10 protein-coding genes and 1 pseudogene are annotated in these 12445 nt (G+C 48.2%); 1 reads left to right on the top strand and 10 read right to left on the bottom strand.

The features are described 5' to 3' along the window. The first annotated feature begins 26 nt into the window (after positions 1–26). Complete coding sequence (mnmA, locus tag AZ66_RS20940; RefSeq protein ID WP_044356604.1) at positions 27–1133, top strand: tRNA 2-thiouridine(34) synthase MnmA; 1107 nt, start codon at positions 27–29, stop codon at positions 1131–1133. Positions 1134–1223: 90 nt separating this feature from the next. Here the strand turns inward: mnmA and AZ66_RS20935 are convergent, their stop codons facing one another. The 10 genes and pseudogenes from AZ66_RS20935 to AZ66_RS20890 all read right to left on the bottom strand — a co-directional run. Beyond that, a complete protein-coding gene (locus tag AZ66_RS20935; protein WP_021260658.1) occupies positions 1224–2576 on the bottom strand; it encodes a hemolysin family protein in 1353 nt (450 codons plus the stop codon). 238 nt (positions 2577–2814) lie between these two features. Continuing rightward, positions 2815–3123 (bottom strand): ArsR/SmtB family transcription factor, encoded by a 309-nt coding sequence (locus AZ66_RS20930; protein WP_021260659.1) that lies wholly within the window; start codon positions 3121–3123, stop codon positions 2815–2817. 178 nt (positions 3124–3301) lie between these two features. After that, on the bottom strand, positions 3302–3865 hold the full coding sequence (locus AZ66_RS20925; RefSeq protein ID WP_082061672.1) for a PCYCGC motif-containing (lipo)protein: 564 nt from the start codon (positions 3863–3865) through the stop codon (positions 3302–3304). A gap of 62 nt (positions 3866–3927) precedes the next feature. Continuing rightward, positions 3928–5256: a replication-associated recombination protein A gene (locus AZ66_RS20920; protein WP_044356602.1), complete on the bottom strand. Its 1329-nt coding sequence runs from the start codon at positions 5254–5256 to the stop codon at positions 3928–3930. A gap of 15 nt (positions 5257–5271) precedes the next feature. Continuing rightward, complete coding sequence (locus AZ66_RS20915) at positions 5272–6015, bottom strand: tRNA threonylcarbamoyladenosine dehydratase (protein WP_036620323.1); 744 nt, start codon at positions 6013–6015, stop codon at positions 5272–5274. Positions 6016–6224: 209 nt separating this feature from the next. Then, on the bottom strand, positions 6225–8033 hold the full coding sequence (gene aspS / locus AZ66_RS20910) for an aspartate--tRNA ligase (protein WP_021260663.1): 1809 nt from the start codon (positions 8031–8033) through the stop codon (positions 6225–6227). A gap of 58 nt (positions 8034–8091) precedes the next feature. Then, positions 8092–9342, bottom strand: coding sequence for a histidine--tRNA ligase (hisS, locus tag AZ66_RS20905; protein ID WP_021260664.1), 1251 nt, complete (start codon positions 9340–9342; stop codon positions 8092–8094). A gap of 686 nt (positions 9343–10028) precedes the next feature. Next, positions 10029–10172 (bottom strand): hypothetical protein, encoded by a 144-nt coding sequence (locus tag AZ66_RS32040; protein ID WP_162833953.1) that lies wholly within the window; start codon positions 10170–10172, stop codon positions 10029–10031. A gap of 65 nt (positions 10173–10237) precedes the next feature. Further along, on the bottom strand, positions 10238–10684 hold the full coding sequence (dtd, locus tag AZ66_RS20895; RefSeq protein WP_044356600.1) for a D-aminoacyl-tRNA deacylase: 447 nt from the start codon (positions 10682–10684) through the stop codon (positions 10238–10240). A gap of 132 nt (positions 10685–10816) precedes the next feature. Next, a pseudogene (locus AZ66_RS20890) lies at positions 10817–12445 on the bottom strand (RelA/SpoT family protein); the annotation flags it as partial.

The raw sequence follows: 12445 nt of genomic DNA, 5'->3' as shown, positions 1-12445 counted from the left end.
CAGCTCGCAGCAAAGACGGTGATACCATGACAAACTCTAATGCGAACACTCGCGTCGTCGTCGGCATGTCGGGCGGCGTAGATTCCTCGGTGACAGCACTGCTGCTTAAGCAACAAGGCTACGATGTCATCGGCATATTTATGAAAAACTGGGACGACACTGACGAGTTCGGACAGTGTACAGCCGAAACCGACGCGGAAGATGTTCGCCGCGTATGCGAACAAATCGGCATCCCTTATTATACGGTGAACTTCGAAAAGGAATATTTCGATAAGGTCTTCACCTATTTCTTAGACGAATATCGTCACGGTCGCACGCCAAATCCAGATGTAATGTGCAACCGTGAGATCAAATTCGGTGAATTCCTGCAGAAAGCACTCGATCTGGGTGCAGACTATCTGGCGACAGGCCATTACGCGCGTGTCCTTCATGAAGACGGCAAGCATACGCTGCTGCGCGGTGTGGACGGGAATAAGGATCAGACCTACTTCCTTAATGCGCTGAACCAAGAACAACTAGCGAAGGCAATGTTCCCGATCGGTCATCTGCCGAAGCCGGAGGTTCGCCGCATTGCGGAAGAAGCAGGACTAGCCACTGCCAAGAAGAAGGACAGCACCGGCGTATGCTTCATCGGTGAACGCAACTTCAAGCAGTTCCTGAGCCAGTACTTGCCTGCACAGCCTGGTCAAATGATTGATATCCGTACAGGCGAGGTGAAGGGCCGCCATGATGGGCTTATGTATTACACGCTAGGTCAACGCCAAGGCTTGGGCATAGGCGGCTCAGGCAACGGAGAGCCATGGTTCGTAGCAGAGAAGGACTTGGCCAACAATGTTCTGTATGTGGTACAGGGGGATGATCACCCAAGCCTCTATTCCACAGGCCTCGTTGCTTCTCAGGTCAACTGGATCGAAGGCGACATGCCAACTGAACCGATCCGCTGCACAGCCAAATTCCGTTACCGTCAGCCTGACCAAGGAGTTACTCTCCAGAAGAATGCAGACGGAACAGTTGAGGTAACATTCGACGTCAACCAACGAGCTGTAACACCTGGACAAGCAGTCGTCTTCTATGATGGCGACATTTGCCTGGGCGGTGGCACGATTGATATCGTCCACAAATTGAAGTCGTAATACTCAGCTGGATTGCTGAACGAATACAGGGGGTTATCCCGCACTGTGGAATTTCCACAGGGTGCAGGATAACCCCCTTCGTCATTGGTTCTAAATGCTTGATGCTGGATTCAGCATCGCATCATGGCTGGTTGCCGCCCCCAGCTTCTTCACATGAAGTCGCGCAATCCGGAAATGATCTGTCTCCTCAATGATGAATTCGTACTCAAAGGCGCCTTCCACTCGAGTTCGCAGCCCCACTCTCGGAGGTACCTCCACCATGGCATACATCCAGCCGCCAATTGTATCATAATCCTCGGAAGAAATATTCGTCCCGAAGTACGCATTCACTTCTTCAATCAGCAAACGTCCATCAATCGAATAATTGGTTTCATTTTTCTTTTCAATTTGTGGACGCTCCTCATCAAATTCATCCTGAATCTCGCCAACGATCTCTTCCATAATATCTTCTAATGTGACCAAACCTGCTGTCCCACCGAATTCATCAATAAGCAGCGCGATTTGCACCTTATTTTTCTGCATCAGTTTCAACAGGGCACTAATTGACATCGATTCTGGGACACTTAACATTGGCCGAACAATCGAATGAATGCTCTCCAAATCATCAGGAGCCTTCACAATGTCGCGAATATGGATAAAGCCGATAATATTATCCTTATCGTTATCGCATACCGGATAACGAGTATGCATTTCCGTCAGCACTTTGGTCTTGTTTACTTCAAATGAATCCTCTGCATACAAACAGACCATATCGGTTCTTGGAATCATAATTTCCCGTGCATGCGTTTCCGTAAAGTCGAAAATGTTGTCTACAAGTGCCAATTCAGTATTATCAATGAGACCGCTCTTATGGCTTTCCTTGACTAGGATACGAATCTCTTCTTCCGTATGAGCTGATTCATGCTCAGAAGCCGGCTCGATACCGAATACCTTCAGCACCATATTCGCCGTACCATTCAATAGCCAGATGAACGGATACATCACTTTGTAGAATAAGCTTAATGGTCCTGCAGTCCACAATGCTACCCGTTCCGATTTGCGTATCGCAAGCGTCTTAGGCGCAAGCTCGCCGAGAACGATATGCAGCACGGTAATGATAATGAAGGCGATAGCAGTAGATATCGATGTAATCACCGCTGTACTTGCACCGAGTGCCGTCAACGGTTCATACAGCAGCTGCGCGACTGTCTTCTCCCCAATCCAACCAAGTCCAAGAGAAGCAAGCGTAATGCCCAATTGGCAGGCAGACAAGTAAGCATCCAAATGATCTGTCACATGCCGAGTCAGCTTCGCTTTCGCATTTCCCTCCTGCACGAGCGTATCCAGACGACTTCCGCGCACCTTCACCATCGCGAACTCTGCCGCAACGAAAAAGCCATTCAAAAATACTAATAGCAGTACAAACAACAATCCCCAAAATATCGGTAACGGATCACTACTCACCCGATCTCCTGCCCACTCCCACTTCGAAACGGACAGGAACACCTCCCCATACAATAAAATAAAGACATATATATATTATATAAGAAAATACATAAGAATCCTACTCCCATACGCCTCTTCGTTGAACACATGAGATTTAGCGGGATTTGTTGTCTTTATGTATATTCTTTCTTTATATCGTCCTATCACCATTTTTGTTGAATATGAATCGGAACAATCAGCCTGCGCTTTCGCGAAATTATTGCTCAACCGCGTATCGAACTGCTTCATTTAACAGCTCAAGTATATAAGCATCATCGCAAATATATAAAATATTTTGACCTTCTCTGCGATATCTGACAAAGCGATATGCACGAAGTGTTTTCAACTGATGAGATACTGCCGATTGTGACAATTGCAGAGCGTCAGCGACTTGATTTACGGCGCATTCCTCACGCGCAAGAAGTGACAAAATTCGAATACGTGTCGGATCACCCAACGCTTTGAACGTTTGCGATACCCGCTCTAGTACATCTGCATCCAAATCTTTTCCCAGGAAATAATTCATCTTCTTCTTCTCCTTTGTGTTGTTCATCTATATCTGGCTGCTTATGCGTGGGAACGAGATGAACATACCTACATATGTAAGGCACTGTTGCCTGTAGGTTATGACAAAGCGAAGAAAATAAACATGGATTCCGAAGGAATCCATGCCAATTGATTCAGAGCATGCATGAAGCCTGCTCCTACACAGCAGGAAGTGGCGTAGGAGTAGGTTCTGCATATCCCTCTTTGTATTTGGTATCAATAGTTTGGCGGATGTCTTTGACCGACTTCCCGTCCCGCAGCATGAGGGAAGCCTCTACGGCAATATCAAGGCACACACCACAGCGAGTGCCGTGATCATCCCATTCGATCTTCCCCTCTTCCTTCGAGGCGACGAAGCAATTCAAATTGCTCTGGTGACCAGCTACTTCTCCGCATCCGCAATAACAAGGAATATATTGAAGTAGTTCACTGTTCTGAGCAGCCAGTTGATAAATTTGTCGCATTTCCTTCTGTTTGTCATTCAAGAAAGGCGGAAGTTCGTCAACCGATGCCGTCGTTTGACGCAGATCGCCATTCTTCATCAGACGTTCATGTTCTCCTGATGCTTGTCCGGCATGTTCTGCGCCTTCTTTGCCCGCAGGAGAGCTGCCACACCCTGCGACAATTGTTAATGCAATAAGACTAATAACCAATAAAAATGGTGCGAGTCGATTCAGACGATGTCCTTTGTTTCTGTTAGCTCTGTGCCTACGAATGAACATGAAAATACCTCCATCAAAGTATTCATTTCAAATTCAGTACAGGTCTGTCTACATTAAACGTACTAAACGTCGCCTCGCCCATGCGAGCCTCTTCTCCGCTCTTGGTTGATGCGCATCTTCGCTTCTGTCCCCTGCTCGTTCGCCATAAAGAATACCCGCTTCTTGATCAGGTCAGGTAGGTATTGCTGCTCTACATAGTGTCCTGGGTAGTCGTGTGGATACTGATAGCCCTTGTGTCCGAGCTTGTCCGCGCCTTTATAATGGGTATCTCGCAAATGCAATGGCACTTCAGCAGTCTTAATATCTTCAAATGCCTGCATGACGCGAGCAATGGCAAGCGGTATTGAGTTGGACTTCGGACTTTCTACCGCGAATAAGATAGCTTGTGCCACGATGTACTTCGACTCCGGCCAGCCAATTCGATGATAGGCCTCCAATGCGCTCACAGCCTGCACCATTGCTTGCGGGTTCGCCAATCCGATATCCTCGCTGCATGCAACGGTTAATCTGCGAATGAACGTCATTGGATCCATGCCCAGCTTCTCGACCGCATACAGGAACCAGTACAATGCCGCATCACTGGAGCCGCGGATACTCTTGTGGAAGGCGGACAAGACGTCATACTGTACAGATTCATCTGCCTGCACAGTCGGCCGCCGAACGGATTCTTCCGCCACCTCCAGCGTAATGTGGACTGTCCCGTCTTCCTCCGGTGTCGTCGTCATTGCCGCCATCTCCAGCGCGTTCAATGCACGGCGTATGTCACCATTCGCCATGGAAGCGATATGCTCAAGCGCATCCGAGTCTGCCTGAATTGGCATGAAGCCAAGCCCACGCTCCTTATCCACCAAAGCACGCTTCATCGCAATCAGCGAGTGCTCTTTCGTGAGCGGATTTAATTGGAACAAGGTCGAACGACTGATCAACGCTCCATTTACATGATGGAATGGATTTTCCGTTGTGGCGCCGATGAATATAATCGTCCCCTTCTCAACGGCAGGCAGCAAGGCATCCTGCTGCGATCGATTGAAACGATGAACCTCATCCAAGAACAGAATGGTCTTGGTGTTGTACATCTTCTTGTTCGTATCCGCCTGTTCAATTACAGCTCGAACATCCTTAACTGATGCATCGACGGCATTTAAGCGAACGAACTCACCCTTTGTCTGCTCCGAAATGATATTCGCGAGTGTTGTCTTACCGCAGCCTGGAGGTCCATACAGTAATATCGAGGAGACCCGATCCGCTTCAATCGCTCTCCGAAGCAGTCTCCCCGACCCTACAATATGTTCTTGGCCGATATATTCTTCCAATGTTCTAGGCCGGATTCGATCAGCCAGCAATCGCATCGTCGGATGCTGCTGTTCTTCCCCATAAGAGAATAAATCCATATCTGTCACCACGAATTACAAATCTGCCAGCATATCGCGAATCACGACACTGACCATAATAAGCCCGGCTACCGGAGGTACGAAGGCGTTACTGGATGGCGGCTGCTTCGCCTTGCGAATATCAGGGGCAGTATCCGGTACGATTCGCTCCGTAACATCCTCACGCGGTTTGATCGGCTCCTCTGTAGAGAACACAACCTTGACCCCTTTGCGAATGCCATCCTTACGCAGCTTTTGCCGAATGACGCGGGCAATTGGGTCATAAGACGTCTCCGAAATATCCGCCACTTGGAAACGTGAAGGATCCATCTTGTTTGCCGCACCCATGCTGGAAATGATAGGTATTTTACGCTTCAGGCATTCTTTGATCAAGTGAATTTTGTATACAATTGTGTCTGATGCATCGACAACATAATCTAGCTCATACTTGAACAGTTCCTCATAGGTTTCTTCTGTATAGAACATGTTAAGCGCGATCGCGTCGCAGTCTGGATTAATTAGCTTAATCCGCTCACGCATCAATTCCGCCTTCTTCTGACCTACTGTTGTCGTCAAGGCGTGAATTTGCCGGTTAATGTTCGTAATATCGACTGTATCTTTATCAATAAGAATAATTCGGCCTACACCGGTGCGTGCCAATGCCTCTGCAGCCATTGCTCCGACACCGCCGATTCCTAGAACTGCGACTGTGCTGTTTTTCAGCTTCTCTAATCCTTCAGGTCCAATCGCGAGTTCCGTACGTGAAAATTGATGCAGCATAGCGTCCTTTTCCTCCTGCGTCTCATTATCCATGCATGATTCATACATCATGCATTAAATCGGCTTCCTAGATGCTTAATCTTCTACTATATATCGTATCATAGACAAGCCCAAGAACATAGCGGAACGCCCCTTGCCCAAGCATCCGCTAGTAGGAAGTTTCGGGCGAGGGGCGTTGTGTGCAAACAGCTTCTATTCAGCCGTACGGCTTATTGCTCTTCGTTATTCTCTTGAGTCTTCTCTTCTTTTTCTTTCTTCTTGTACGTCGACTTAATATGCAATACATCCAACTGAGACTTATCAACTACGTTAGGCGCATCTGTCATCAAGTCTGTTGCGCTTGCCGTTTTCGGGAATGCGATCGTTTCGCGCAAGTTCGTACGTCCTGCAAGCAGCATTACGAGTCGATCCAATCCGAATGCAATACCGCCGTGTGGAGGCGTACCATATTCGAAGGCATTCATCAAGAAGCCGAATTTCTGCTGTGCTTCTTCTGGTGTGAAGCCAAGCGCCGCGAACATCTTCTCTTGTACATCGCGGTTGTAAATACGCATCGAACCGCCGCCGATTTCATAACCATTCAAGACAAGGTCATAAGCTTGCGCGCGGATTTGACCTGGATCTGTGTCGAACAATGCCAAGTCTTCGTCCTTCGGACGTGTGAACGGATGATGTTCCGCTACATAACGCTTCGCTTCTTCGTCGTAGCCGAGCAATGGGAAGTCAACAACCCATGCGAACTTGAACGCACTGTCATCGATCAGGTTCAAGCGGCGGCCGATCAAGAGACGAAGGTTGCCGAGCACATCATATACCACTTTACGCTTGTCCGCAGAGAAGAGCAGCAAGTCTCCCTCTTCTGCGCCTGTACGCTCACGAAGGGATGCGATTTCTTCCTCGCTCATGAACTTCACGATTGGACCGCGGAATTCGCCGTCCTTCACTTGAATCCAAGCCAAGCCTTTTGCACCATAGCGTGCTGCATACGGTGCCAAGTCGTCGATGTCCTTACGGCTCCATGTTCCGCAGCCTTTTGCATTCAGGACTTTGACAACGCCGCCCTTTTCGATTACTGACCCAAACACCTTCACACCGCTGTTTTGTACGATATCGCACACATCCACAAGCTCAAGGCCGAAGCGAAGATCCGGCTTATCGGAACCGTACTTCTCCATTGCATCTTGGTACGTAATGCGTTGGAATGGTGTAGGAATATCTACTCCTAATGTTGTCTTGAACAAACGAACCATCAATTGCTCCATCATTTCATGCAATTGCTCTGTAGACATGAAGGACGTTTCGATGTCCACCTGAGTGAATTCTGGTTGACGGTCTGCACGCAAGTCTTCATCGCGGAAGCAGCGCGCAATCTGATAATAACGCTCAACGCCGGATACCATAAGCAGTTGCTTGAAGATTTGCGGCGATTGCGGCAATGCATAGAATTCGCCTGGATGCACACGGCTTGGTACCAAGTAGTCACGTGCGCCTTCTGGCGTAATCATCGTCAAGATTGGTGTTTCTACATCGATGAATTCATTCTCTTCCAAGAAATCACGGAATACTTTCGTTGCTTTGGAACGAAGCATCAGTGTCTTTTGCATTTCCGGACGACGAAGATCGAGGTAACGATATTTCAAACGAAGAGACTCATCAATTTCGATGCCATCTTCGATGAAGAATGGCGGGTTCTTCGCTGCATTCAAAATTTCAATTTCTGTTACGCGAACTTCAACATCGCCTGTCGGCAAGTTCGGGTTCACCGTTTCTGCATCGCGTTCAACGACTGTACCGCGAACAGCAAGCACATACTCGTTACGCGCACGATCTGCAATGTCGTGAGCCTCTTGAGAGAAATCAGGGTTGAATACGACCTGTACAAGTCCGCTTCTGTCGCGCAAATCGATAAATAATACCCCGCCCAAGTCACGACGACGCTGTACCCATCCATTCAGGGTAACCGTTTCGCCAATTCGTTCTTTTGTAATTTTTCCGCACTGATGCGTTTTGTACATCATAGGATGCACGCTCCCTCACATTAATATAGTTAATCCATTTACGAATGGAATCGAGCCTTTAAGCTCTTTCGATTGCTTCAGCCAACTGCTCCAACTTCACGAACTGCTGCTCGCCTGTTGCCAGGTGCTTCAATGCGATCTCTCCGCGTGCCAATTCGTCATCGCCGAGAATTCCTGCATACCGAGCCTTCATACGATCAGCTGATTTCATTTGCGCCTTCATCTTGCGTCCTTGGTAGTCCTTCTCGGCAGCGATGCCAGCTGTACGCAATGTGTACAACAGCTTCGTCACCTCATCCTCAGCTTGTTCACCAAGTCCTACGAGATAAATATCAAGCGGCGGCTGCTCATTGCAAGCAATGCCTTGCTTATCAAGCAGAAGCACAATTCGCTCCATCCCGATACCGAAGCCGATACCTGTCTGCTCAGGACCGCCGATATCAGCGACTAGACCATTGTAGCGGCCTCCGCCCCCTACGGTATCAATGGCTCCAATTCCTTGGGCCTTATATTCGAATGCCGTATGCGTATAGTAATCCAAGCCGCGCACAAGACGGTGGTTCACTTCATACTCGACGCCCATCGCCGTTAAGTGCTGCTTCACCTTCTCGAAGTGTGTTGCACATTCTTCATCCAAGCTGTCCAGAATCGATGGTGCATTTGTGAACTTGTCCTGATCAACCTTACAGTCGAGCACACGCAGCGGATTACGCTCCATCCGGGATTGGCAATCCTTGCACAGTGTCTCCTTCATCGGCATCAGGAAGCCAAGCAAAGTCTCGCGGTAAGCCGCACGGCTTGGTGCGTTGCCGACAGAGTTAATCTCGACGCGCACACCGCTCAAGCCAATATCCTTCATGAACTGATAGCCAAGAGCAACAATTTCAGCGTCTAAGCTAGGATCAGCAGACCCGAAGGCTTCCACACCGAATTGGTGGAACTGGCGATAGCGCCCCGCCTGCGGGCGTTCATACCGGAACATCGGCCCCATGTAATACAGCTTCGTCAAGTCCGGTTCGCCATACAGCTTGTTCTCTACATACGAGCGAACTACGCCTGCAGTATTCTCTGGACGCAGCGTCATGCTGCGGTCACCCTTATCCCGGAATGTATACATTTCCTTCTCAACGATATCCGTTGTTTCACCAACACCGCGTTCGAACAGCTCAGTCTGTTCGAAGATTGGAGTCCGGATTTCCTTAAAGTTGAAACGACGGCAGATATCCCGAGCTTTTTGCTCAACCGTTTGCCAAATTTCAACCGTGCCAGGCAGCAAATCCTGCGTACCCGTAGGTTTTTGATATGCCATGAGCGCTAACCTCCTAATCGTTTTGTCCATAAAAATAAAAAATCTCCCGCCCCGCAAATGATTCATTTGCAAAGGGACGAGAGATGGTATGTTCCATTCACCCGTGGTGCCACCCACATTCCGCAATCGCAAGCACTGTGCCCTATAACAGATGCACATCGATATCTCCGATTACGCTTCATTCACGTGTAACGTACGTCATACGCCATACGGCTACTTGGACATTAGGCTTGTCCTACCTTGAGAGCTCAATGCTTTATTCAAGATCGATGCTTCTCGCTTCGCCGCAGGTTCTCGAGGATGTCATTCATCCGTCCATCATCAAGGTTCTTCCAGCCATGGAACCTCTCTCTGCATATGTGGGTACGAATTACTTGTTCCTGTCATCAAATCATCATTTTCATTTACATGTAAAGTCGGAATATAAAGAACATTGTAAGGATGTAGCACGCTAAAGTCAAGAAAAAACCTACATCACTGTAGGTTTATCAATAAGATATATTTTTAAAAGGGGGTCATGTCTGTTATTATAGGTAACCAATGTTAAGGAAACATGAAACAAAGATTACAATAAGATTACAAAAATAAAGCGCTTTATTTTCCGTTATTCCTTCCTCTCCATCATCAAAACAAAAAATACGCCCCAAAAGGGCGCATTCACTGGTATGATAAAGACTTCGATTAGTTTACCGCTTCATGCCTTCACCATTTCGACGTGTCGCCTGCCTGTGCTCTTCCTCTTGCTGCAATGCCGCAGCGGATTCACGCAGCGACTGCATTCCTGACAAGCAGCTGTACTGGATTGCTAACTGATGCAGTGACTGGCGCATCGAATCGCTCCTTTGCCTTGTGCGTCACAGAAGTGCCAGTTCTAGTATAGCCAGCCAGGAAGCTGTTATTCGGTACGGCTATCGACGACTAACGTAACCGGTCCGTCATTAATAAGATGCACATCCATCATGGCTCCGAACTTCCCAGTCGCAACTTCCAAACCTAGTGTACGGAGACATTCATTGAATAAATCATATAGTGGTTCCGCCTGCTCAGGACGAGCCGCTGCCATGAAGTTCGGGCGTCTTCCCTTCCGGCAATCCCCGTATAAGGTAAACTGAGAGACCGATAAAATGCTGCCGCCTACATCCTGCACCGAACTGTTCATTTTTCCAGATTCATCCTCAAAAATACGAAGACCTGCAAGTTTATCCGCCATCCATTCGATATCTCGATCAGTATCTTCGTGTGTAATGCCCACAAGAAGCATTAAACCCTGTCCAATGCTGCCAACTGTTACTCCATCAACGTCCACATGCGCCTTCTTGCAGCGCTGTACAACTACCTTCATGTCGCATCCTCCTTACAGTCCCATATTGCGGTCACAACACCCTTGCAGGCCCGACTTGCTAGATAGCCGTCCCTGTCATCCGCCAGTTTATCCTTCTATTACCAACGTCCTTGCATGTAAAAAGGCAGCGAATTATTGCATAATTCGCTGCACTGTGTATACATCTTTTACTCGTTTGATCTTCTCTACTACAGACTGAAGATGATCCGTATTTCGAATGAGAATCGTCATATGAATCATGGCCAGCTTATTACGGTCAGAACGTCCAGACACTGCTGCTATATTGGTCTTGCTCTCGGATACAGCCTGCAGCACTTCGTTCAAGAAGCCACGTCGATCCATCCCCGTAATCTCGATATCGACACTATAATTCGCCTCCGCAGACTCTCCCCACTCCACGTCAATCATCCGTGCAGCGTCTTCGCCATCCGTTGTCGATACGACATTCACGCAATCTGCCCGATGGACAGATACGCCTCTTCCGCGGGTTACATAGCCGACAATATCGTCCCCCGGCACTGGATTGCAGCACCGAGCAAAGCGAACGAGGAGATTGTCGATTCCCTTAACGGTAATGCCGTGAGTCGGACGATGCTTGCGAACAGGCTCCTTCTTGACTTCCTTCACTTCATGCGTCAATTCAATCTGACTTGCTTCCTCGGCTTCCTTGCGCATCTTCTCCGTCATGCGGGTGCATACCTGCGCTGCAGTGATCCCGCTGAAACCTACGGCAGACATCATATCTTCAATATCGTTGAAGTTGAATTTCTTGGCTGCTTCCATCAGCTTCTCGTCGGCCATCCATACGGATGGCTCGAGCCCAAGACGCTTCAGTTCACGTTCAATGGATTCCCGGCCCTTCTGCACATTCTCTTCCCGCTTCTCCTTCTTGAACCATTGTTTAATCTTGGAGCGCGCATGTGAAGATTGTGCGATCTTAATCCAGTCCGGGCTAGGACCATAGGAATGCTTTGAAGTTAAGATCTCAACGATATCCCCTGTCTTCAGCTGATGATCTAGCGGTACGATCCGCCCATTCACCTTCGCACCGATCGTCCGATTACCAACTTCCGTATGGATGCGGAAAGCGAAGTCAAGCGGTACTGAACCGGATGGAAGCTCAATAACTTCTCCCTTCGGCGTAAATACAAATACGAGATCCGAGAAAAAGTCCATTTTGAGCGACTCTACAAATTCCTGAGCATCTTTGGTTTCCTGCTGCAAATCTAAGATTTCACGCAAGAAGTGCATCTTCTCTTCGAAGCTGCCGCCAATCGTGCCATTCCCCTCTTTGTAGGCCCAATGAGCTGCGATACCGTACTCAGCCGTACGGTGCATGTCCCAAGTGCGAATCTGAACTTCCGTAGGCTCGCCCGTAGGTCCGATGACCGTTGTATGCAAGGACTGATACATGTTCGTCTTTGGCATCGCAATATAGTCTTTGAATCGACCTGGCATCGGCTTCCACAGTGTGTGGATAATCCCTAAGGTCGCGTAACAGTCTTTAATATTGTCGACAATAATTCGAATGGCAAGCAAATCATAGATCTCGTTGAACTGCTTGCTCTTCGCCGTCATTTTTTTGTACACACTATAAATATGTTTTGGGCGTCCAGACAGATCAGCTGTAATTCCCATCTCATCGAGTTTTTCTTTGATACGGGAAATGACATCCGAAATGTACTGCTCACGTTCTGCCCGCTTCTTATGCATTCAAATTCGCAATACGATAATTACGTGCTGCGGATTCAAATACCGAAG

Origin of the sequence: Paenibacillus sp. E194 (genome assembly GCF_000935845.1) — a bacterium.
In the GTDB taxonomy this organism is placed as follows: Bacteria; Bacillota; Bacilli; order Paenibacillales; family Paenibacillaceae; genus Paenibacillus_B; species Paenibacillus_B alvei_B.
Note: the sequence above shows the minus strand (reverse complement) of the source record. Positions and strands in the feature narration are given on the sequence as shown.

Coding starts and splice junctions, on each gene's coding strand:
- mnmA (WP_044356604.1), top strand. CDS start 27: ATGACAAACTCTAATGCGAACACTCGCGTCGTCGTCGGCATGTCGGGC.
- AZ66_RS20930 (WP_021260659.1), bottom strand. CDS start 3,123: ATGAATTATTTCCTGGGAAAAGATTTGGATGCAGATGTACTAGAGCGG.
- AZ66_RS20925 (WP_082061672.1), bottom strand. CDS start 3,865: ATGTTCATTCGTAGGCACAGAGCTAACAGAAACAAAGGACATCGTCTG.
- AZ66_RS20920 (WP_044356602.1), bottom strand. CDS start 5,256: ATGGATTTATTCTCTTATGGGGAAGAACAGCAGCATCCGACGATGCGA.
- AZ66_RS20915 (WP_036620323.1), bottom strand. CDS start 6,015: ATGCTGCATCAATTTTCACGTACGGAACTCGCGATTGGACCTGAAGGA.
- aspS (WP_021260663.1), bottom strand. CDS start 8,033: ATGATGTACAAAACGCATCAGTGCGGAAAAATTACAAAAGAACGAATT.
- hisS (WP_021260664.1), bottom strand. CDS start 9,342: ATGGCATATCAAAAACCTACGGGTACGCAGGATTTGCTGCCTGGCACG.
- AZ66_RS32040 (WP_162833953.1), bottom strand. CDS start 10,172: ATGCGCCAGTCACTGCATCAGTTAGCAATCCAGTACAGCTGCTTGTCA.
- dtd (WP_044356600.1), bottom strand. CDS start 10,684: ATGAAGGTAGTTGTACAGCGCTGCAAGAAGGCGCATGTGGACGTTGAT.